The sequence below is a fragment of the Escherichia sp. F1 genome, from assembly GCF_046764225.1.
GTDB classification, from domain to species: Bacteria; Pseudomonadota; Gammaproteobacteria; order Enterobacterales; family Enterobacteriaceae; genus Escherichia; species Escherichia coli.
Genome location: NZ_CP177202.1, coordinates 776,739 through 799,609, shown reverse-complemented (window position 1 = coordinate 799,609; position 22,871 = coordinate 776,739). Strand labels below are relative to the sequence as shown.

Sequence of the window (22,871 nt, the reverse complement as noted above, 5' to 3'; positions counted from 1 at the left end):
CCGTAAATTACATTCCAACCATATTGTTCAGTTGCAGCATCGGCTCGAGGATGGCGATGACGATAAACAGCACCACGCCCGCCATCATCACCACCAGCGCCGGTTCAAACAGCCCTAACGCCAGCCCCACCTGGGTATCAAATTCCCGTTCCTGGTTAACTGCGGCCTGCTCAAGCATGGTTTCCAGCTCGCCGCTCTGTTCGCCGGAGGCGATCATGTACAGCATCATCGGCGGGAACAGGCGCAACTCCGCCAGTGCGGCGCGCAGGCTGCTTCCTTCGCGGACGCGATCTGCCGCCAGCAGCAGTTGTTGCTCGACATAACGATTTGCCGACACGGCGGCGGCGGTCTGAATACCTTCCAGCAGCGGAACACTGCTGGCGGTGAGGATGCTTAATGTGCGGGAAAAACGCGCCGTATTCAGTCCGCGCGCAACACGCCCCGTCACGGGCAAACGCAGCAAGGTTTTATCCCAGCGCAGGCGCATCGCAGGATTTTTGAGTAGCCGTTGCCCCAGCACCAGAAGCCCCAGCAAACCCGCCAGCCAGTACACGCCGCTGGCCTGTAACGCGTCGCTCATGGCGATGAGCATTCGGGTAGAGGCGGGCAGCGCGTGTCCGAGATGATCAAACTGTTCGATAATTTTCGGCACTACTGCCGTCAGCAAAATAGTGACCACGCCCGTTGCCACCACCAGCAGTACCAGCGGGTAGAGCATGGCCTGCAGCAGGCGTGATTTCAGACGCTGCCGCTGTTCGGTGTAATCCGCCAGGCGATTGAGCACCACGTCGAGATGTCCGGATTTTTCTCCGGCAGCGACCATCGAACAAAACAGGGAGTCAAAGACGCGGGGATGTTCGCGCAGGCTGTCCGACAGGGTATAGCCTTCCTGAATCCGACTGCGCAGCGCCATTCCGAGGCTTTTCACATGCAGTTTTTCACTTTGCTCACTGACCGCCTGTAAGCAGGTTTCCAACGGCATTGCTGCCTGCACCAGCGTTGCCAGTTGGCGCGTGAACAGCGCCAGATCTGCCGCCGCCACGCGACGATGTGCGTGCCGCCGACGCTGCAACATTCCCCCTGTCGAAGCATTCATCCGTGCTTCAATGTGCACGGGGATAAGCTCTTTACCGCGCAACAACTGGCGGGCATGACGCGCGGAATCCGCCTCAATCATACCTTTGGTTTTGCGACCATTACGCTCCAGCGCCTGATAGTAAAACAGTGCCATTACGCCTCCATGGTTACCCGCAGAACTTCATCGAGAGAGGTTTCTCCGGCGAGCACTTTCTCAATGCCGTTGCTGCGGATGCCCGCAGAGTGTTGCCGGACATAACGTTCCAGCTCCAGCTCCCCGGCCTGACGGTGGATCAAATCACGCAATGTGGCGTCCACCACGATCAACTCATGGATGGCAGTACGCCCGCGGAAACCTTTGTGATTACAGGCGGGACAGCCCTGTGGATGGTACAGAGTGACGGTACGGGCGTCGGTAATTCCCAGCAGGCGTTTTTCTTCGTCAGTGGCAGGCAGGGCCTGGCGGCAGTCGGGGCACAGCGTACGGACCAGTCGCTGCGCCATCACGCCCGTCAGACTGGAAGAGAGCAGGAAAGGCTCTACCCCCATATCCTGCAAACGCGTAATCGCCCCCACCGCCGTGTTGGTATGCAGCGTGGAAAGTACCAGGTGCCCTGTAAGCGATGCCTGGACGGCGATTTCTGCGGTTTCAGTATCGCGGATTTCACCGACCATCACCACATCCGGGTCCTGACGCAAAATCGCGCGCAGGCCACGGGCAAAGGTCATGCCGACGCGGGTGTTGACCTGCGTCTGACCGATCCCTTCAATCATGTATTCGATGGGGTCTTCAACTGTGAGAATGTTGCGCGAGTGGTTGTTCAGCTCCTGCAATCCGGCGTACAGCGTGGTGCTTTTGCCGGAACCCGTCGGCCCCGTCACCAGAAAGATGCCGTGCGGTTTGTGTAACAGCTGGCGCAACTGCGCGGTCAGTTGCTGGCTCAGCCCCAGACGCTCCAGCGTCAGGCGGGCCTGGTTTTTGTCCAGCAGTCGCAGCACCACGCGCTCGCCCCAGGCGGATGGCATGGTGGAGACACGCACGTCAATCGCCCGGCCGCCCAGCAGCAGCGCAATACGTCCATCCTGCGGTACGCGCTTTTCGGCAATATCCAGCCGCGCCATCACCTTGATACGCGATACCAGCAGCGAGGCCAGTTTGCGCCCCGGACGCAGCATTTCATGTAATGTGCCGTCAACGCGAAAACGGATCACCAGACTCTTTTCAAATGTCTCAATGTGGATATCCGAAGCGCCTTCTTTAATCGCCTCTGCCAGCATAGCGTTGATCAGTTTGATGATTGGCGCGTCGTCGTCGCTTTCCAGCAGATCTTCCGTTTCCGGCAGTTCTTCAGCGAGAGTAAAAAAGTCCTCAGCAGAACCGAGATCTTCCATCAGCTGGCGGGCCTCGGAAGAGTCCCGCTGCCAGACCGCATTCAGCCGCTGTTCAAATTCGGCCCCGTCGATTTGTCGCAGCGTAAAGGGCGCGTTCAGCCCCCGCTGCAGCTCCTGCAAAACAGAGAGCGATAGCGGATGAACGTGGAGGATCTCCAGCGACGCTTCGCACCATGCCACCAGGCTAAACCGACGGCTGAAACTGTAGGGCAGGCGCACGGTGTTAGCGGTGGTTTCCTGTGCTACAGGCACCATTAACGCGTTCTCCCGGCATTGAGGAATGCGCGTACTTCCGGCGGTAAGGCCTGGTTTTGCGCTGGCAGTACCGGCTGCGCGGTGTGCGGCATCAGGCTTAAGCCTTGCTCATCGCGATAGATCTGTTCGGCGCGCATGTAGTTATATTTGCGCTGCGACACGCCGTCTGCCGCCATACCGTCACGCAGAATGGTCGGGCGGATAAACACCATCAGGTTACGTTTTTCTTTTTTATCCGCCGTCGATTTAAACAGGTTACCAATCAACGGGATATCGCCCAGCAGCGGCACTTTCGCCACGCTTTCTCCTGCCTGGTCGTCCATCAGGCCGCCAAGCACGATCAGCTCACCATCGTTAGCCAGCACGGTAGTCTTCAGTTTGCGCTCGCCAAACACGACGTCGAGGCTGGTCTGCCCTTCCACTTTCGAGACTTCCTGCTCAATCACCATCTGTACCGCGTTACCTTCGTTAATCTGCGGCGTGACTTTCAGCATGATGCCGACTTTTTTCCTCTCTACCGTGTTGAAAGGATTACTGTTATTGGAACCAACGGTAGAGCCGGTTAATACCGGAACATCCTGGCCCACCATGAAGAAGGCTTCCTGGTTGTCTAGCGTGGTGATGCTCGGCGTGGAGAGCACGTTCGAGCTGGAGTCGTTTTTGACCGCCTGTACCAGTGCCATCCAGTCGCCTTTCACCACGCCAACCGCCGTACCGCTAAAGCCAGAAAGAAGCTGAGCAAGCGTGGAGAGATCGCCGTTAGTATCCGGATTTATGGTGGTAGCACCGTTTTCACTGATCACCGTCGAGCCTTTCTGCGGTTTTGCCTGAGAAATCGCTGCGCCCAGCGTACCGATAGGGATCTGCGTACCGTTAGCAAACTGCATTAATCCGGCATCTTTCGACGCCCACTGCACGCCGAAGTTGATATTGCTGCCTTCAGCAACTTCCACGATCAACGCCTCGACATGCACCTGAGCACGGCGAATATCCAGTTGTTCAATCACGCTTTGCAGCGACTGCATGATGTCCTGCGGCGCGGTAACAATCAGGGCATTACTGTGTTTGCTGGCGGCGATGGAGACAACCTCACGCCCGCTACCGACCGTGCCTTCCGCCTCTTCTTTAGCCGCCGTGAGCGTGCCGCTGACCTGCTTCAGCACATCGACCAGATCTTCGGCTTTGCTGTATTTGAGATAGAAAACCTGGCTGTTGCCGCTGCGTTCCATTTCTGAGTCCAGCCGACGGATCAGGCGGCGCATTTTGTCCCGCGTGGCGGGATCACCACTGACAATCACACTGTTGGTGCGTTCATCGGCGACAATTTGAGATTTCAGCGTTGCTGGCTGGTTCTCGCCGCTGTTTTTGGTCAGGCTTTCCAGCACGCGGGCGATTTCCGAAGCCGAGGCGTTATCCAGCGGGATCACCTCTTCAGTGCGATTACCCGCGTGATCCACGCGCTGGATCACTTCCGTCAGGCGCTCCACGACGGAGGCGCGTCCGGTGAGCATAATTACGTTGGAGGGATCGTAGTTAACTACGTTTCCAGACCCCGCGCTGTCGATCATCTGGCGCAGGATCGGTGCCAGCTCGCGGACCGACACATTACGTACCGGCACTACTTTGGTGACCATTTCATCGCCCGCGTAGTTGTCGCTACCTTCACCGACCAACGGCAGTGGCTCGACTTTCGCGGCGCTGGATTTCACCACCTTCAGCACGTCGTTTTCCATCGGTACGACGGCATACCCCTGTGCTTCCAGCAGGTTAAGGAATAGCTGGTAATACTGGCGTTCATTGAGCGGGGTCATGGTGCGAATACTCACTTTCCCCTGTACGCCCGGCCCCATAATGATGGTTTTATTAAGGTTAGCGCCGACGGTTTCGATGAACGATTTCAGGTCGGTATCTTTAAAATTGGCGGTGAAAGTGGCTTCTTCCGCCCAGACCGGTGAACTGCATAATGCCGCTGCCAACACCAGCGGCAGTAAACGCTTTTTTGTTTTGAGGCCAGTTGTCTTCTTACGCCAGACCGACAACGTAATATCACGCCAAAACACGATGAATGATTCTCCTGGATTAAATGCGGTTAGCGCAGCGCGATGGAAATGTCGTGGCGCGCACCCTTGCGTAAAACCGTAAGTTGAATGGAATCCATTGAAGGTAACTGCCGCATCAGAGCAATCATTGCTCGTGGATCAGTGAAATCCTGCTGATTTAGCGCAATGGCGATATCGCCTTCCTTGAAACCGCTGGCATCGAACAGAGAACGATCTGCCCCCGGCTTCACTGCATAACCGACAATCCCCTCCTTACGCACAGGCGTAAGCTGGATATAGTTAAAAATTTTCTGCGGATCTTTCGCCAGTGCCTGACGCACAGCAGTCGGGATCTCAACTGGCGCACTGGCAGCAGGCTCAGCAACAGCTTGCTTTGCTTCGTCACTGATGGCTTTTTTGTTGGTCACGGCTACGGTGGAACGCTCCTCTTCTGCCAGGCTCAGGCGCTCTATTTTTCCCTGATAGCGCAGCATCACATGGTCGCGATTGATTTCCTCAATCACTGCGTTGTGCGAGCCAAGCGTTTCACCCTGCAAATAGACCTGCTGTTTACCGCCTTCTTCAATAACCGCGCCGGGTCTGGCACCAAAGGCGATCCCGCGCAGCACCACATTAAGACGTGTTTCTGCCACAGGCACAGGTTCAGGTTGTTTTACCGGTGCGGCGACGGGCTGATATTTGCCAAACCAGTTTTGCTGGCTGATTAATTGCACGTCATTTTTATCGAACGTTTTTGCATCTGCACGGGGCGGTTTATTCGCCGATGGGGAAACCGCCGTATATTCCGCAGAAAAGGAGAAATAGCGCCAGAGTGAATGCGCCACTTTTGCAGAAATAATAAGCAGCATCAGCCAGAACATCGCGCGTACAATTTTTCGCAGATGCTCTTTGTCTGTATTAAGAGATTGTCTCTGGTTAAGAGTGTGACGAATTTTTGTCAGCCATTGAATGAGATAAATTCGTGCGTCACGAAAAACAACCCGCGCCAATTTATATCTACCCGACGTTATGCTTTGACTATTCCACAGGTGGTACGATCCAGTTTCCGCTGATACTGGTTACCTGTACGTGTATCATTAATCGTTATGCTGTAATTAATTCCCTCAGTGAGCATTAATTTCACTGTTGGGTCAGCGCACATTTGTCGTTGATAGCTGGTTAAAAAGGCGTCAGGCGTCTGCGTGGTCTGAGTACCCGCTTCGCTGATAATGGTCATCTTTACCGTCGTGCCGCTACTTTGTGCCAGCACTAAGGTATATCCCGCAGATTTAATCGGCAGGTTTTGGCTGATATTTTGCGCCTGTTTTTTCGCCAGTAAACTGGCGTTTTCATTATGGCTGGCACAGCCACTTAATAATCCTGTAACGCTCAACAATAGCGATATTAATACCCTCCCTGGCATTTGTTTTATCGACATGGTAAATAATCTCTAAGGTTATTAATAAGAGTTAAAATGTCACTTTGATAATGACGTGGTTATCATTAAAACAATGCCTGTAGATAAAGTGTTGCTATACCGCCCAGACTTAAACACGGTCCAAAAGGCAGTGTGGTTGATCCTCTTTTTGTAATAACGGCATATATCAGGCCGCAGCATGAGGCGATTAAAGCAACGTTGGGCAGTGATAACGCCCCCACCCAGCCACCTAAAGCGGCGAAGAGTAATACATCGCCCATGCCTAATGCTTCTTTACGCAGAACTATTCCGGCTATCCAGCGCAGGGAGTAAAAAGTGATAAATCCCACCAGTACGCCGGTAACTGCGTCTTGTAGCGTTAACGGACTCTGTTGCGCCCATGCCGCAATCAGCCCGGTCCACAATACGCCCTGAGTAAAAACATCGGGCAGCCATTGGTTATCGAGGTCAATGATGCTCGCGGCAATCAGCCAGGCGGATAATATCATCACCGCCAGCCCCCATCCACTTTCTGGCCACACCAGACTCGCCAGCAAAAAAGCGAGTGCCGTCAATAACTCCACCAGCGGATAACGCTTGCTGATTTTCGCCTGACAGTCGCGGCAGCGCCCTTTGAGCATCAACCAGGAGAGCAGCGGAATATTGTCACGAACGCGGATAGTCTGCTGGCAATGCGGACAGTGCGAACGCGGCAGCGCAAGGCTTATTTTTGACTGCGCACTCGACATTTCACCGTGAAACTCCGCCATTTGTTGGCGCAGCATGATTGGGTAACGCCAAATCACCACATTCAAAAAACTGCCGATGATCAATCCTCCGACGGTAGCCAGGACGGGCATCGCCGCAGGGTATTGCTGAAAAATATCAAAAAGCATGGTTAAAGGTTGTTTGTTGTAACTTGCCGGATGCGGGCCTGCAGGTGTATGCCATACGGCTTTCCTCCAGGCCCGGTAAGCTGGCGCAACCCGATGCGCCTTATTTCATGCCGGATGCGGCGCGAACGCCTTATCCGGCATACAGGATTACTCGACAGACATCTTATGCTCGGTAACCTTGTTAATGGTTTCCGGTCCCTGTTCCGGTTTCGGCAGCTTGAGTGACGCCAGCGTGTTGTACGCCGACTGGCTCACACCGCCCTCGAAGCTCATCTCGCTCGCCCCCGGCAGCTGGTAAGCATTCGCACCTGGATTCCATTTCTTAAAGAACTCCGAAAGATCCGTCTGGGCGACCCAGGAGGCGCACAGCATCAGCGTGTCGGCAGCGTTACCGTTTGACTCAGCACAGTAATTTCTTTCGCCAAACTTGGTTTTACCAACATCATCGCCGCGTGCTTTACGGTGCATCAACTGGAACAGGTTCCAGCCTTTCATCCCTTCACGATCGCTGTAGAACGCCGGCAGAGAGCCTTCTGGATACCACTGTTTGATATCAAAGTTTTTCTCTGCCCATTCCTTCAGTTGTGCGTACATCAGCAGACGGTCACCCGCACCGCCGCGCGCCCATGCCTGACCGTTGCTCTCCTCCAGATATTCCGGTGCGACGGTAATATCGTCAGCGACACGGTTCATCTTGCCGAGATAGCGATCCTGCATGTACAGCGCCAGCACGTTGTTCGCCACTTCGGTCGCGCCTGGAACAGTCAGCGGCGTTTCGGCGGCGTTGTGCCCTACTTCGTGCCAGATCAACCAGTCGTTCAGCGGCGTCGTCGGCAGCGTGGTGCTGTTCGTCGAGAAGCTGCTGTTCATTACCGGATAACCCGAGTGCGCATCACCGATGGAGATCTGCACATCGTTGGTGAAACGATGCTTGTGGCCCGTCAAGTTTTTATAGGTAAACATCCGGTGCTTACCGTCTTCATCATTACGACCGTAGAAATCATTCATCGAGCTGGCAAAGGTATCCAGATCGTTAGCGAATTGCTCCAGTCCGCCCGTGTAATTGCTGGCATTCAGGTTCTTCTTCGGTGTGGTATAGACGAACGACGCAGACTCCAGTTCGCCCAGCGGGGCAGGAGAGTTCAGATCGTTTTTCCATGCGCCGTCTTTATAGAACGGTGCTTTTACCACGCCAGTAAAGGTGAAGCTGGCAGATTCATTGGTAGAGCTATTGCCCTTGATATAAATCAGGCCACCGTAAGGCACCTTGAACTTCACCGTACCGCTAGCGTCCAGAGAGTACGTTTTAGTCACTTTTGGCGGACGGTTCAGCGCAACTTCATGCTTCTCACGTCCGGTAAGGTCGTCGGCCAGCGCCACGGTGACAGTCACAGGAACGTCCGCATTGGACTTAATGGTGACCTCTTTTTGAGCCGGAGCCCACAGACCAGTAGACTGCATGTTACCCGCAAACCATTTGGTCGGATTCGAGTACAGGCTGATGCTTTCAGTAACCTCCTGCCCCTCTTCCGATACTGCTCCCGGATACTTCTCGACATCAACTTTGATGTTCAGATCCCACCAGGAACGACCCAGCATCAGACGTGTCAGCGGTTTTTCCATATAGTTGAGCGGATAGCTCGGGTTCATCATGCCCGCTTTATTAACGCTCTTCTCGCCGTAGATCATGTTGTTATCGACCAGCGATTTTTTCAGCTCATCAGAACACTGCGTGCCGCCAGTATAGGCATCGTTGGCGTAGCAGTTCAGGAACTCGGTGAACGTTTTAAAGCCCAGCTCGTCTTCCTTGCTGCTGTCATAGCTGTATTCAATTTCATTCCACAGCCAGACCGACATGTTCTGGTACAGACGTTCCAGATCGACGCTGCTCAGACGCTCACCTTTGCGACCATTGGTCCGGAAGTAGAGCTCATGCTGATACAGACGCTGAATGTTGGTGCCTAAATCCGCAGCCTGCACCATCGCTTTTGCAGTGTCAGCGCTGAGATTCAGTTGCGTATAGCGCGGAACATACATGCCACCAGTAACCGGAACGTTCGTGCCAGGACGGTATTCCAGGCAGTTGATTTCGTAGTGATATGTCGAGTCCTTACACTCCTCTAATCCAGGAAATGCCTTAATGATTTTTGCCTTTGCCGCCTCCAAGGACTCGTTTGTTTCATGCTCCGCCTCATCAATAAAGGCATAGCGCTTGACCTGTTTACCATCGACATCTTCCAGCCAGCTGGCCACTTCCAGTTTCGGCTTGTCATCAGGCTTGTTGTCTTGCTGGTATTTCCAGATAACTTCATTCGTTGTTTCATCAATGGTATACGGCGGTTTTCCATCAACAAACGGATAACGTTCATATACCCAGATACCTTTTTCGCGCTGCTGACGAACGCGATCCGGATACCCCTGCGGATCGTTATTCACCACCGACTTGTTCAGTGCCATTGACAGGCCTGCGGCATCCAGCAGACGCACAAAGCCAGACGCGCTCTCTTCCTTAAGATTGCTCATCACGTTTTCCATGATCAGCACCGAACCGCCTTTGTTCAGATAGGCGATCAGATCGGTCACATCCTGCTGGCTCAGCTTCGGTTTGCTGGTATCTGCACGCAGAGGCACTGCATAGGGATCGCCCCCCACCTGAGTCACATACTCAAAGCCGTTAAGGATCAGCAGCGGCATTTCCTGTGGATCGAGATCGCCATAGCTACTTAAATGCTCAACGGAGATACCCGCAAAATCCGGATGAAAGCCGAACTCAGCGCTGTTTCCTGTAACCTGACCATGACGTTTGAAATAGACAGTATCCAGGTTGGTGCCTACGGTCATGCTGGCTTTCGCGTCCGGCGTCCATTTATCGTCGGACAGATAGCGCAGTACGTTCTGCATGAAGTGCTTCATGTCATCTGAATCACCGCTGAGCGTACACTGCCCGTCTTTATTAACGCCCCCGTTCCAGCTGTAACCGTTCGGACAACGCAAAATGCTGTTGTAGTGCGGGTTACCGATAACCATCAGTTTGCCCTCACCGACTTGCCCCAGCGAAATAAACGGCAGGTTAAAGGTGGCGGTATCGCGCGTAACGTTTTCCGGCTCAACAAGAGAAGGCGCTTCCGTAATGTACGCCAGCTCATTTTTATCCCAGGCGCGTTTTTCGCCAAACGCCAGCCAGTAGTTTTTATCATTACGCGCCATCAGAATCGGGAAGGCCGCGTTAGAGATATTCACCACCGCCTGACCGCGCGCATTACCGGTGCTACCATAGAAGTTGGTAGAGTCATGAAAGACGTGGAATTTCGTCACCGATTTGTAATCTTCATCCACACCCCACAGCTTGTTAATAACGCCCTGAATCTGGCCGTCATTAACATTGCGCGTCGTCAGCGAGAACCAGCGAGCCTCGTTACAACCGTCGGTTTTCGCACAAATCGCGGTATCGATCTCTTTGGCTTGACCCGTCTTAAACTGCTCAATAAATTCGTTTGGCAGATTAACAACTTGCTCACCTTCATCCAGCGTCGCACCGTTGGATAACGAGAGATTGATAATCTCGTTGATCACGTTGGGATATTCGGCAAAGACCTTGCGTACATCGTCCGGAACAACACGGGTATTATTTTGCCCGGTCGTCGAATAGCGATGAATAAGCTGATCGATATTCGCCCCGCGAACTTCATCACCCAGTTCAGTCAATGCAATGGTCGACTTATTGCCGCGCACTGACCCCAGTTCAAAGGTATCGATACCAAAGGAGATGGTTTCGCCCCAGCTAAAGGAAAATTCACCATTTTCCCCTGTCACGCCACGGCCTGAATTGGTGTAGTAGTTGACGCCAGCAACACCATATCCCTGGCTATCGACCAGTCGGCCTTCGGAGAGAATGATTTCCGAAGGTTGATACTGATAAAACTGTTCCGCGTTAGCCGACACGAAGGAAGCGTTCAGATCCGGTTTTGTTCCCGGCGTGGTGACAGGCACGACCGGTGAGGTATGAGTGGATGGCGCTTTATCGGTCGCAGCATTGTTTTCCACCTCTTCATTGACCAGCTTTTTGAACTCTTCCGGTGCCAGATCGATTTGCTTATACAGCGAGTCGAAGCGTTTACTCTCGATCACTGAGGAGAACGTCAGGCAAACCTGTTCTGTATTCGCCGGACAGCTGTTACTGGACGTTACCAGCGAAACCGCATTGCTTTTCTTGTCATCGGAAGCCGCCAGTTCTTGCGCATCCTCAAGACTAAACGACACTTTTTCAACCGCACGCAGGCTACGCGCAGCTTCTGACTGAGTGTTGAAGGTGGCAATTGTCGTGTTACCCGCCACGCAAGTAACGTCCTCACCAGGTGTAAATGTAAAGCCATCGCTGGATTCACCATTACAGGTAGCACCAGTTACCCGCTGGCTTCCGCCCAGGGTCAGATAACCCGTTTTCGTAGGAACAGGTTCTGGCTCCGGTTCTGGCTCTGGATCAGGTGTCGGTTCCGGCGTAGGTTCTGGGTCCGGCGTTGGCTCAGGCGTCGGCTCCGGGTTTGGTGTTGGATCAGGTTTCACTTCCGGCAAAGACCCTGTTCCAGAATCTACAGGCGGCGTATCGGAGGAAGATCCGGAACCACCGCCATCACAACCGGCTAACAGGGTTGCGCTCAAAATAGCCGCTAAAAGCGATTTCTTATATTTAAATTTCTTATTCATTAATAACGCAAGTGACAAAACAATGTTAAAAAATTCGTAACTGGGAGAAATAGTTTTATGCTTTATCTTCTCTAATAACTTCCTCCATTCTTAAGAAAACGGCATCACTGATAGAAAAACAGGTGAAATTTATAAGAATAACCCCTATTTGATGTCTGTCTGTTTATTTTTACGAAATTTCAACAAACAAAAAATTAACAATTTCTCACAACATAACTATATAAATTTGTTGGTAGTTTTAACGATTAAGATTGCAAAAGCAACAGATAGAACGGTGTTTGCTCATCAAGCGAACATAATTAATACAGACTTGTTTTGCGTGATAAAAAAACAGATATTCTCACGCTCTTAATTATTTAGCAGGTTATCTGAACGTAAAACATTATTATTTCATGGATAATAAAGCAGGAAATAATTCCCCATTAATAAGACAGAATAATGTAAATGAAGCCGGATGATATTAACGATCATCCGGCTTTATTGATTTACGAAACTAACATCCCAGTAAACACATACGCCTGCAACAGCGTGATAATGCCGATAACGCTGGCAAAAATCAGACTGTGCTTCACGGTGTAGCGGAACAGTTCAGATTCTCGGCCCACCATGCCCGTCGCGGCGCAGGCCACGGCGATAGATTGCGGGGAGATCATCTTGCCAGTTACGCCGCCGCTGGTGTTTGCTGCCACCAGCAGAGTGTCAGAGACGTTGATTTGCTGCGCCGTGGTCGATTGCAGTGAACCAAACAGGGCGTTAGAGGAAGTGTCCGAGCCGGTAAGGAATACCCCCAGCCAGCCGAGGAATGGCGAAAAGAACGGGAACATCACGCCTGTACCTGCCAGTACCAGCGCCAGCGTGGTGGACATACCGGAATAGTTGGTGACGAAGGCGAACGCCAGCACCATGCCAATCGACAATATCGGCCACTTCAGACTAATTAGCGTTTCGGCAAAGACGCCAATCCCTTTCTTGATGCCCACGCCGAGGATGAAGATAGAGATAATCGCCGCAATAAAAATAGCGGTGCCGCCAGCCGAGAGAGGGTCGAATTTAAACACCGCATCCATTGGCGTTGGTTGGGCGACAATGGGTGCCGCTTTCAACACTTGTTGATGCAAATGAGGGATCTGGAAATTAATCACCAGTGAATAAAACGCGCCGCCCGGAGCAAATAACGCTTTAAACGGCTTCATGGTCCAGATGGTGACCAGCACCGTTAAGATTAAAAACGGTGACCACGCACGAATGATTTGCCCCAGACTATATTCTGAAGGCACGGGACCGCCAGAAGATGGTTTATTCACCACCATCGCACCTGCGGATTGTCCCATGCTGATTGCCGTTTCGGTATTTTTCGGCCGCCAGACTTTAAGGAATAAAGCGAGTGAGACGATACTCACCAGCGCCGAAGTAATATCCGGCAGTTCCGGACCAATATAGTTAGAGGTAAAGAACTGCGTGACAGCGAAGCTTCCCCCAGCAACCAGCGCCGCTGGCCACGTCTCTTTCACCCCTTTCCAGCCGTCCATCATTGCTACCAGCCAGAACGGCACAAGAACCGACAGGAACGGTAACTGACGTCCCGCCATTGCGCCAATGTGGAACGGATCGATTCCCGTTACCTGACCGGCGACCAGAATCGGCACGCCCAACGCACCAAACGCCACCGGCGCAGTGTTGGCAATCAGACACAGCCCCGCCGCGTATAACGGTTTGAAGCCCAGGCCCACCAGCAGCGCACCGGTAATCGCCACCGGCGCACCAAAGCCAGCCGCCCCTTCCAGCAGCGCGCCAAAGGAGAAACCAATCAGTAACACCTGCAAACGCTGATCGTCAGTGATGGAGATAACCGAGCTGCGGATAATATCGAACTGACCGCTGGCAACGGTTAATTTATAGAGGAACACCGCCGCAACAATAATCCACGCAATAGGCCATAATCCATAAATAAAGCCATAGCCCGCAGCAGCAAATGCCATATCAATCGGCATTTTAAAGGCGAATATTGCAATCAGGATAGATAATATAAGGGTTATTGCTCCAGCGACATGTCCTTTCAGACGTAATACCGCGAGTGCAACGAAGAAGAATATTATCGGGATCAGGGCGACCAGAGCGGATAGCCCCAGTCCTCCCATCGGCATATACATTTGGGTCCAGGTAACCATATTGTTCAGTCTCTTATTATCTTTATATGCTTGATATACTTAAGGTTGTAATAAGCAAAAGAGGACTGAACTGTAAAATATAGGCGTTATACTTTACAGCAACAGTACGCCGCTAACGCAATTGCTACCTCTGGCATAACAAGTATATCGGGTAAGGGTTTCTGTTCCGCACACGCAGGCGCAGAATATCGTTAAGATGTCCATATTGTTGTTTTAGGCCCGCTAGTAATGCGCTACGGGTATTTAATATTGTTAAACCCTGATAATCGCTCCGGTTATTTCCGGGATAAATGTACTACCGCAGTTACTATCATAGCCCCGACAATAAAACTTGCCGGGGCTTTTTTGACGCTATTAATGACTTTCTTTTTCGCGTAAACGCCAGGCGTGTAATAACGGTTCGGTATAGCCGTTTGGCTGTTTCACGCCGAGGAAGATTAAATCGCTGGCAGCTTTAAAAGCACACGAGTTAGCGAAATTCCCCGCCATCGGACGATAAGCCGGATCGCCAGCGTTTTGCTGATCAACCACTTTCGCCATATTCTCCAGCGACGCCTGCACCTGTTCTTTGGTCAGAATACCGTGACGTAACCAGTTGGCGATATGCTGGCTGGAGATACGCAGCGTTGCGCGGTCTTCCATCAGCGCCACGTTGTGAATATCCGGCACTTTTGAACAACCAATCCCCTGCTCCACCCAACGCACCACGTACCCCAGAATCCCCTGCACGTTGTTATCCAGCTCTTGTTGGATCTCTTCCACCGACCAGTTAGCGTTTTCAGCAACCGGAATGGTCAACAGATCGTCCAGCAGCGGTTCAAATTCAGCATTGAACTCGCTCTGGGCAATGTTGGCCTGCACGCTCTGTACGTTGGTTTGGTGGTAGTGCAGCGCATGGAGCGTAGCAGCGGTTGGTGACGGAACCCAGGCTGTGTTTGCCCCGGCACGCAGTTGGTCGCCCTTCTGGCTGTACATGTCTGCCATCAGGTCCGGCATTGCCCACATGCCTTTACCAATTTGCGCTTTACCGCGCAGCCCACAGAACAGACCGGAAAGCACGTTATTACGCTCGTAGGCTTTGATCCACGGCGTCGATTTCATCTGATTTTTACGCAGCATCGGGCCAGCTTCCATCACCGAATGCATTTCATCGCCGGTACGGTCGAGGAAACCGGTATTGATGAACGCCACGCGGTTGCGCGCCTGAGCGATACAGCTACGCAAGTTCAGCGAGGTCCGACGTTCTTCATCCATAATGCCCATTTTCAGGGTATTCGGTGCCATACCGAGCATTGTCTCAATGCGGGTAAACAGTTTGTTGGCGAACGCCACTTCCTGCGGACCGTGCATTTTCGGTTTCACAATATAGACGCTGCCAGTGCGCGAGTTTTTCTGCACTTTTAAATCATAGAGGGCAATCGCGCCAGTCATGACGCCATCAAGAATGCCTTCCGGGATTTCATTGCCTTCGCTGTCCCAAATCACAGGAATGGTCATCAAATGACCCACGTTGCGGATAAACAGCAGCGAGCGTCCGTGCAGAGAAATTTCAGAGCCATCGGCGGCGGTGTAATGACGATCGTCATTCAGTTTACGCACGATTTGCCGACCGTTTTTTTCCATTTTCTCTTGCAGAGTTCCCTGCATCAGACCCAGCAGATTGCGGTACAGCAGGATTTTATCTTCCGCATCAACCGCCGCGACCGAATCTTCGCAGTCGAGAATGGTACTGATGGCCGCTTCGACGATAACATCGTTGATATGCGCCGGATCGTCTTTGCCAATCCGCCCGTTGGCATCGATTTGCAGCTCAATATGCAGGCCGTTATTTTTCAGCAAAATGCAGGACGGCGCAGCGGCATTGCCACGGTAACCGACAAACTGCGCCGGGGTGCGTAACGTGGTTTCTTTACCATTTTTCAACTGGATGCGTAATTGTTTATCAACCACCTTAAACGCCACCACATCCTGATAGCTGCCGTTTTCCAGCGGTAGTGATTCATCGAGGAAACGCCGAACCCAGGCGATAACCTGCTCACCGCGCTGCGGATCGTAGCCGCTGACCATCGCCCCTTCCTGCGGGATGATGTCGCTGCCGTATAACGCATCGTACAGTGAGCCCCAGCGAGCGTTCGCCGCGTTCAGCGCGTAGCGGGCGTTCATTGCCGGAACCACCAGCTGTGGCCCCGCCTGGCTGGTGATTTCGCTGTCAATGCCCGTGGTTTCCACCGTCACGCGATCCGGTTGTGGCACCAGGTAGCCCAGTTCACGCAGGAAAGATTTATAGGCCGCTTTATCTTTAACCGGCCCCGGATTGCTGCGATGCCACTCATCAAGCGCCGCCTGAATGCGATCGCGTTCTGCCAGCAACTGACGATTTTCTGGTGCCAGATCGTGAACGATCTCATCAACATTGCGCCAGAACGCCGCAGCGTCCAACCCTGTTCCCGGCAAAACTTCTTCATCCACAAAACGTTTAAAATTGGCGTCAATGCGTAAACGGCCCTGGGTTATGGTTTCACTCATTATTTATCTCCTCGTTTTCGCTTATTTCGCCAACACCGCTGCTGCCGCTTTCGCGACCTGCGCATCCTGTGCTCCGGTTAAACCAGAAACTCCCACGGTACCAATAATTTGCCCATCCACAACAACCGGTACGCCGCCTTCCAGCGACGTCAGTAACGGCGCAGTCACGAACGCGGTACGTCCGTTGTTCACCATCTCTTCATAGCCCTTAGTTTCACGACGCCCCAGCGCGGCGGTACGCGCTTTCTCCTGGGAGATGTAAGCCGCAATTGGCGCGCAATCATCCATGCGACTTAACGCCAGCAGATGACCGCCGTCATCGGCAACAGCAATGGAAACAGACCAGTTATTTTTCTGCGCCTCTTCCTGACCTGCGGCAATAATTGCACTCGCCATTTGCTGGCTAAGAATGACTTTAGTTTTCATTTTGTTATTCCTTTTCAAGGGCTTGTTCTACAATTTCAATCCAGTGACGCACAGAGGTACGACCGGCGCTCGCCAGATGCGTCTGGCAACCAATGTTGGCGGTGACGATCATTTCCGGTTTGCCGCTTTCCAGCGCATTCATTTTGTTATCCCGCAGCTGGCGTGCCAGATCGGGATGCGTTAACGCATATGTTCCCGCTGAACCGCAGCACAGATGGCTGTCGGGAACGTCCGTTAAGGTAAATCCAAGACGAAATAACACTTTTTCCACTTCGCCGTTCAGCTTTTGCGCATGTTGTAGGGTACACGGGCAGTGGAAGGCCAGTTTTTTATCGCCGCGAATTGCCAGTTTTTCCAGCGGTTCCTCGCGCAGAAATTCGACTAAATCGACCGCCAGCTCACTGACCTGACGCGCTTTATCGGCATACAACGCATCGTTTTTCAGCATCTGCCCATACTCTTTGACGAACGCGCCACAACCGCTGGCGGTTTGCAAAATTGCCTCGACACCTGCTTCAATCGCGGGCCACCAGGCATCAATATTATTGCGCGCCCGTGCCAGCCCTTTCTCTTGCGCATTAAGATGATAGTCCACCGCGCCACAACAGCCTGCTTCGTTAGCTGGCATGACGCTGATCCCCAGACGATCCAGCACTCGCGCAGTTGCCGCGTTGGTGTTGGGCGAAAGCGTAGGCTGGGCGCAGCCTTCCAGCATTAAAACCCGACGCTTATGGCGCAGCGGCGGACGCGGTTTAGCTTTCACCGTTTCGGCAGGCAGTTTTGCTCTGACCTGCTCCGGTAAAAACGGTCGCAGCACCAGCCCTACCTGCGTCAGCGCACGAAACACCGCCGGACGCGGCACTACCTGGCGCAATCCTTCGCGCAGTATTCGCTCCGGCAGTGGGCGTTTCACTTTCTGCTCGACAATATCACGCCCGATATCCAGCAAATTGTGATAGCGCACACCAGAAGGACAGGTGGTTTCACAATTGCGGCAAGTGAGACAGCGATCGAGATGCTCCTGTGTTTTAAGCGTGACTTCGTTGCCTTCCAGCACCTGTTTAATCAGATAGATGCGCCCGCGCGGCCCGTCCAGTTCATCGCCCAGGAGCTGATAGGTTGGGCAGGTTGCGGTACAAAATCCGCAGTGAACACAGGCGCGCAGGATGCTGTCGGCTTCCAGCGCCCGCGCGTTCTGCCGCATCTCTTCAGTTAATTGGGTTTGCATAGCCTGCTCCTCAAAGTTCCGCGTACATGCGACCGGGGTTAAACACGCCGCAAGGGTCGAGCTGCTGTTTAAGCTGCTGGTGATAGCGGAATAAAGGAGCCGGTAGCGGGGCAAAACCACCATCTCCGGCACTAAAGCGGGTCGCATGACCGCCAGCGTTGCGGGCGATGCGATGGATTTGATTGTCCTCGGCTGTCGATTTCAGCCAGCGTAGCGCCCCGCCCCAGTCGATCAGTTGCTCGCCGGGTAAATCTATCATCGGCGCATCGCTGGGTAAGGAAATGCGCCATAAGGTACCTGGTAACGAGAAGAACGGCAGTTGTTGTTCACGCAATTGCTGCCAGAACTGACCCGCAACCTCTTCGCCCCCCAGCAGTTCACGCGCTGCTTTTACCGATCCTTCGCCGCCCTCAAGGCGGATCCACAACGCATTGTCGAAGTAACATAAGCCACTAATGGGTAATGGCTGGAGTTGCCACTGGGCGATTTCATTCATGGCTTCTTGGAGGCTGATTTCCCGACGCAGACTCAGGGTGGCGCGTGGTCGCGGTAACACTTTCATCGAGATTTCAGTGAGCACACCCAGACAACCGTAGCTTCCGGCCATTAACCGTGAGAGATCGTATCCGGCAACGTTTTTCATCACTTCGCCACCAAAACGCAGATGTTTTCCAGTGCCGGTAATGATGCGCGTGCCGAGGACAAAATCGCGGACCGAACCGCTCCACGGGCGACGCGGCCCCGCCAGCCCGCAGGCGACCATCCCGCCCCAGGTGGCTTCTTCACCATAATGTGGCGGCTCGCAGGGGAGCATTTGCCCGGCGCTCTCCAGCGCCGCTTCAATCGCCACCAGCGGCGTTCCGGCACGAGCGGTTATCACCAGCTCGGTCGGGTCGTAATTAACAATGCCGCGATGACAACGCACATCCAGCGTTTGCCCGGTGACAGGACGACCTAAAAAGGCTTTGCTATTGCTGCCCTGAATCACCAGCGGCGTTTTATCGCTAATCGCCTGATTCACCTGCTCCAGCAGCGCCTGGCTGTAATCACACTCACGTAGCATCAGAAACGCTCCAGTTCAGGGAAAGGTAAATGACCGTGATGCACATGCATGGCACCAAATTCAGCACAGCGGTGTAGCGTGGGAATGTTTTTCCCAGGGTTCAGCAAACCATCGGGGTCAAACGCCGCCTTGACCGCATGGAAGGTCGTGATTTCATCGCTGTTGAACTGGGCGCACATTTGATTGATTTTTTCGCGCCCGATGCCATGTTCCCCACTGATGCTGCCGCCAACTTCAACGCAGAGTTCGAGGATCTTCCCGCCCAGCTCTTCCGCGCGGGCAAATTCACCGGGTTCGTTGGCATCGAAAAGGATTAACGGGTGCATGTTGCCGTCTCCGGCATGAAAGACGTTGGCAACGCGTAAATCATATTGCTGCGATAAACGGGCAATGCCTTCCAGTACGCCAGGCAGGGCGCGGCGCGGGATGGTGCCATCCATGCAGTAGTAATCCGGGGAGATTCGTCCTACCGCAGGGAACGCATTTTTGCGACCGGCCCAGAAACGTACGCGCTCTGCTTCGTCCTGTGCCAGACGGACGTCAGTCGCGCCCGCTTTCAGCAAGATGTCGTTAACCCGCTCGCAGTCCTCCTGTACGTCAGACTCCACGCCGTCCAGCTCGCATAACAAAATCGCTTCGGCGTCGACGGGATAACCGGCATGAATAAAATCTTCCGCTGCGCGGATCGACAGGTTATCCATCATCTCCAGCCCGCCGGGGATAATGCCATTGGCGATGATGTCACCAACCGCAAGTCCGGCTTTTTCTACCGAGTCAAAGCTGGCTAACAGAACCCGCGCCACGGGCGGCTTCGGCAGCAGTTTTACCGTCACCTCGGTGGTCACGCCGAGCATACCTTCCGATCCGGTGAACAGCGCCAGCAGGTCAAAACCAGGCGAATCCAGCGCATCCGATCCCAGCGTCAGCGCCTCGCCGTCCAGCGTTTGCACTTCAATTTTCAGCAGGTTATGTACGGTCAGACCATATTTCAGGCAGTGGACGCCACCGGCATTTTCCGCCACATTGCCGCCAATTGAACAGGCGATTTGTGAGGACGGATCCGGCGCGTAATAGAGATTATGCGGCGCAACGGCCTGGGAGATCGCCAGGTTACGCACGCCCGGCTGCACGCGCGCGCGGCGACCAATGGGGTTAATGTCGAGGATCTCTTTAAAGCGCGCCATCACCAACAACACACCTTTTTCCAGCGGCAGCGCGCCACCAGAAAGCCCGGTGCCTGCACCACGGGTCACCACCGGTACACGCAGGCGGTGGCAGACAGCCAGAATCGATGTCACCTGTTCCATTTGCTTAGGCAGAACAACCAGTAATGGACGCGTGCGATACGCGCTCAACCCGTCACACTCGTAAGGAATGATCTCCTCATCGGTATGCAGAATCTCCAGTCCAGGGACATGCTCACGCAGTGCCATCAGTACCGATGTGCGGTCGACATCGGGTAAAGCGCCATCAAGACGCTCTTCGTACAAGATGCTCATGAGTAGGCTTCGCTTTGTTGTGTTGTGTGGCAGCTGATTTTTGCGCGCTGCTTCTGTGAACAGTTATTAAGCGGGCTTTTCGTTTTCGTCTATCTCTTTAGCTACCGGTCAGACCATTTTTTTTCCAGCTCTGTGACCTTGTCTTGGTTAACTTAATGTTAAATTTATGTAACATAATCACTTACGTGATGTGCGTGTTTTGCGAGTCAAGAACAGAAAAATTGGTCCTACCTGTGCACGAGGTCCGGGAATGAAAGATGAACGTCGCCCTATTTGCGAAGTGGTTGCAGAGAGTATCGAACGGTTAATTATCGACGGCGTACTGAAGGTCGGTCAGCCGCTTCCCTCGGAACGTCGACTGTGTGAAAAGCTCGGCTTCTCACGCTCCGCACTGCGTGAAGGGCTGACCGTGCTGCGCGGGCGCGGGATTATTGAAACGGCGCAGGGTCGCGATTCTCGTGTCGCACGGCTTAATCGGGTGCAGGACACCAGCCCGCTGATCCATCTGTTCAGTACGCAGCCGCGAACGCTGTATGATCTGCTCGACGTTCGCGCATTGCTGGAGGGCGAATCGGCAAGGCTGGCGGCAACGCTGGGAACGCAGGCTGATTTTGTTGTGATAACCCGCTGTTATGAAAAAATGCTCGCCGCCAGTGAGAACAACAAAGAGATTTCGCTGATCGAACATGCGCAGTTGGATCACGCTTTCCATCTCGCCATTTGTCAGGCTTCTCACAATCAGGTGTTGGTGTTTACGCTGCAATCATTGACCGATCTGATGTTTAATTCAGTGTTTGCCAGCGTAAATAATCTCTACCATCGACCACAGCAAAAAAAGCAGATCGATCGCCAGCATGCGCGGATCTACAACGCGGTGTTGCAGCGTCTGCCGCACGTCGCCCAGCGCGCAGCACGCGATCATGTGCGGACCGTGAAAAAGAATCTCCACGATATCGAGCTGGAAGGCCACCATTTGATTCGCTCGGCGGTGCCGCTGGAGATGAAGCAGGGGTGACTGCCATCAAATCTGCTTTTCATACAATCGGTAACGCTTGTACGGCTCCGCCCCAATGCGTTCCAGCATGTTATTCATGCCTGTATTGGTTTCGAGGATCCATGACATCTCCAGCGCATCGATCTTCCGGCGGGCAAACGGATCGCGTAAGGCTTCAATCAATAACAGCGCAATCACCGGGCCGATGCGGCTGAACTGATACTCGTCCCGCACGCCCATCAGCGGTACTCGCGCAGTTCGCACACCGCTGACTTTTAAACGCCACAGCAATTTTGCCCAGCCGAAGGGAAAGAGCGATCCGTTCAGATCGGCAATCGCCTCGTTGATGTTTGGCAAGCCGACAATAAACGCGCAGGGTGCAGAATCAATCTCAGCGATGTAGATCATATCGTCCGGCACCAGATATTTAAGTTGATCGCCCATGGTCGCGAATTCATGTTCGGTAAACGGCACAAATCCCCAGTTGTGCTGCCAGCCAGAGTTGAAAATCTCACGCAGGATCTGCATCTCTTCGGCAAACCGCTGGCGATTGATGCAGCGAATGGTCACCTTCTTACGCACCTGATCCATCAGTTTTTTTAGCGCCGGAGAGAAAGTGAGATCGGTTCGCTGCATCCACCACGCTAGTAAATCAATGCCTTTGTGATAACCCAATTGTTCAATATGCGCGGCATACCACGGTTTACCGTGCGGCATCATCGCACAGGGTGGTGTATCGAAACCTTCAATCAGTAATCCGCTTTCCTGATTGATATTCAGGCTGAAAGGACCGCTGATCTTACTTGCACCTTGTGACTTCAACCACGCTTCCGCTGCGCCAAACAACGCGGCAAAAACCTGCGGATCATCAATGGCGTCAATCATGCCGAAATGACCGGTATCTTCACCGTAACGCTCGCGGTGCAAGGTATCTATTTGCGCGGTAATACGCCCAACTATCTGCCCCGCTTTTTTTGCCACCCACGCCTGCCAGATGATATGGTCCGTCCCCGGATTTTTCGCAGACAAATGCTCGTTGCGTTCAATGAATAAAGGGGGTATCCAGTTTGGATCGTCGGGATAAAGTGATGACGGAAAAGCGATAAATGCCTTAAGGTCATTTTTATTAATTACTTTTTCAATTTTAATCATCAGCAGATCGCATTCCATAGTTCTGTGGGTAACAA

The 22,871-nt window shown here is 53.2% G+C and carries 15 protein-coding genes; 1 reads left to right on the top strand and 14 read right to left on the bottom strand.

Annotated features, from left to right (window positions below; genetic code table 11):
- Window positions 1-7: 7 nt before the first annotated feature.
- The 13 genes from gspF to glcD all read right to left on the bottom strand — a co-directional run bounded on the left by gspF (window position 8) and on the right by glcD (window position 20,690).
- Window positions 8-1,231, bottom strand: coding sequence for a type II secretion system inner membrane protein GspF (gspF, locus tag ACK8NJ_RS03755; protein WP_049067524.1), 1,224 nt, complete (start codon window positions 1,229-1,231; stop codon window positions 8-10).
- The gene (gspE, locus tag ACK8NJ_RS03750; protein ID WP_411962135.1) at window positions 1,231-2,724 is read right to left on the bottom strand and encodes a type II secretion system ATPase GspE; all 1,494 of its coding nucleotides are present in this window, start codon (window positions 2,722-2,724) and stop codon (window positions 1,231-1,233) included. Before gspE ends, gspF begins: the two co-directional genes overlap by 1 nt.
- Window positions 2,724-4,784 (bottom strand): type II secretion system secretin GspD, encoded by a 2,061-nt coding sequence (gene gspD / locus ACK8NJ_RS03745; RefSeq protein WP_000498829.1) that lies wholly within the window; start codon window positions 4,782-4,784, stop codon window positions 2,724-2,726. The genes gspE and gspD overlap by 1 nt, the downstream gene beginning before the upstream one ends.
- 29 nt (window positions 4,785-4,813) lie before the next feature.
- Window positions 4,814-5,773: a type II secretion system protein GspC gene (gene gspC, locus ACK8NJ_RS03740; protein WP_001366858.1), complete on the bottom strand. Its 960-nt coding sequence runs from the start codon at window positions 5,771-5,773 to the stop codon at window positions 4,814-4,816.
- A gap of 17 nt (window positions 5,774-5,790) precedes the next feature.
- A complete protein-coding gene (gene gspS2, locus ACK8NJ_RS03735; protein ID WP_001389459.1) occupies window positions 5,791-6,201 on the bottom strand; it encodes a type II secretion system pilot lipoprotein GspS-beta in 411 nt (136 codons plus the stop codon).
- Window positions 6,202-6,266: 65 nt separating this feature from the next.
- The gene (gene pppA / locus ACK8NJ_RS03730) at window positions 6,267-7,076 is read right to left on the bottom strand and encodes a prepilin peptidase PppA (protein ID WP_411962134.1); all 810 of its coding nucleotides are present in this window, start codon (window positions 7,074-7,076) and stop codon (window positions 6,267-6,269) included.
- 147 nt (window positions 7,077-7,223) lie between these two features.
- Window positions 7,224-11,780, bottom strand: coding sequence for a lipoprotein metalloprotease SslE (gene sslE, locus ACK8NJ_RS03725; RefSeq protein WP_411962133.1), 4,557 nt, complete (start codon window positions 11,778-11,780; stop codon window positions 7,224-7,226).
- A 485-nt stretch (window positions 11,781-12,265) separates the two neighbouring features.
- A complete protein-coding gene (glcA, locus tag ACK8NJ_RS03720; RefSeq protein ID WP_000259302.1) occupies window positions 12,266-13,948 on the bottom strand; it encodes a glycolate permease GlcA in 1,683 nt (560 codons plus the stop codon).
- Window positions 13,949-14,302: 354 nt separating this feature from the next.
- On the bottom strand, window positions 14,303-16,474 hold the full coding sequence (gene glcB / locus ACK8NJ_RS03715) for a malate synthase G (RefSeq protein WP_411962132.1): 2,172 nt from the start codon (window positions 16,472-16,474) through the stop codon (window positions 14,303-14,305).
- A 21-nt stretch (window positions 16,475-16,495) separates the two neighbouring features.
- A complete protein-coding gene (locus ACK8NJ_RS03710; protein ID WP_001301057.1) occupies window positions 16,496-16,900 on the bottom strand; it encodes a GlcG family protein in 405 nt (134 codons plus the stop codon).
- Window positions 16,901-16,904: 4 nt separating this feature from the next.
- Complete coding sequence (gene glcF / locus ACK8NJ_RS03705) at window positions 16,905-18,128, bottom strand: glycolate oxidase subunit GlcF (RefSeq protein WP_411962131.1); 1,224 nt, start codon at window positions 18,126-18,128, stop codon at window positions 16,905-16,907.
- Window positions 18,129-18,138: 10 nt separating this feature from the next.
- Window positions 18,139-19,191: a glycolate oxidase subunit GlcE gene (glcE, locus tag ACK8NJ_RS03700; protein ID WP_001600485.1), complete on the bottom strand. Its 1,053-nt coding sequence runs from the start codon at window positions 19,189-19,191 to the stop codon at window positions 18,139-18,141.
- Entirely contained in the window at window positions 19,191-20,690 is a 1,500-nt protein-coding gene (gene glcD / locus ACK8NJ_RS03695) for a glycolate oxidase subunit GlcD (protein WP_411962130.1), read from the bottom strand. The genes glcE and glcD overlap by 1 nt, the downstream gene beginning before the upstream one ends.
- 250 nt (window positions 20,691-20,940) lie before the next feature.
- On the opposite strand from glcD, the gene glcC reads away from it, so the two are divergent.
- Window positions 20,941-21,705, top strand: a complete 765-nt coding sequence (gene glcC, locus ACK8NJ_RS03690) for a transcriptional regulator GlcC (protein WP_001308944.1) — start codon at window positions 20,941-20,943, stop codon at window positions 21,703-21,705.
- Between the two features lie 6 nt (window positions 21,706-21,711).
- Here glcC and yghO read toward each other — a convergent pair whose 3' ends face one another.
- On the bottom strand, window positions 21,712-22,854 hold the full coding sequence (gene yghO, locus ACK8NJ_RS03685) for a protein YghO (RefSeq protein ID WP_000388786.1): 1,143 nt from the start codon (window positions 22,852-22,854) through the stop codon (window positions 21,712-21,714).
- Window positions 22,855-22,871 lie beyond the last annotated feature (17 nt).

Bases quoted from the DNA above. Each gene is read 5' to 3' on its own strand.
- gspF (WP_049067524.1), bottom strand. From the start codon at position 1,231: ATGGCACTGTTTTACTATCAGGCGCTGGAGCGTAATGGTCGCAAAACC.
- gspE (WP_411962135.1), bottom strand. From the start codon at position 2,724: ATGGTGCCTGTAGCACAGGAAACCACCGCTAACACCGTGCGCCTGCCC.
- gspS2 (WP_001389459.1), bottom strand. From the start codon at position 6,201: ATGTCGATAAAACAAATGCCAGGGAGGGTATTAATATCGCTATTGTTG.
- pppA (WP_411962134.1), bottom strand. From the start codon at position 7,076: ATGCTTTTTGATATTTTTCAGCAATACCCTGCGGCGATGCCCGTCCTG.
- sslE (WP_411962133.1), bottom strand. From the start codon at position 11,780: ATGAATAAGAAATTTAAATATAAGAAATCGCTTTTAGCGGCTATTTTG.
- glcA (WP_000259302.1), bottom strand. From the start codon at position 13,948: ATGGTTACCTGGACCCAAATGTATATGCCGATGGGAGGACTGGGGCTA.
- glcB (WP_411962132.1), bottom strand. From the start codon at position 16,474: ATGAGTGAAACCATAACCCAGGGCCGTTTACGCATTGACGCCAATTTT.
- ACK8NJ_RS03710 (WP_001301057.1), bottom strand. From the start codon at position 16,900: ATGAAAACTAAAGTCATTCTTAGCCAGCAAATGGCGAGTGCAATTATT.
- glcF (WP_411962131.1), bottom strand. From the start codon at position 18,128: ATGCAAACCCAATTAACTGAAGAGATGCGGCAGAACGCGCGGGCGCTG.
- glcE (WP_001600485.1), bottom strand. From the start codon at position 19,191: ATGCTACGTGAGTGTGATTACAGCCAGGCGCTGCTGGAGCAGGTGAAT.
- glcD (WP_411962130.1), bottom strand. From the start codon at position 20,690: ATGAGCATCTTGTACGAAGAGCGTCTTGATGGCGCTTTACCCGATGTC.
- glcC (WP_001308944.1), top strand. From the start codon at position 20,941: ATGAAAGATGAACGTCGCCCTATTTGCGAAGTGGTTGCAGAGAGTATC.
- yghO (WP_000388786.1), bottom strand. From the start codon at position 22,854: ATGGAATGCGATCTGCTGATGATTAAAATTGAAAAAGTAATTAATAAA.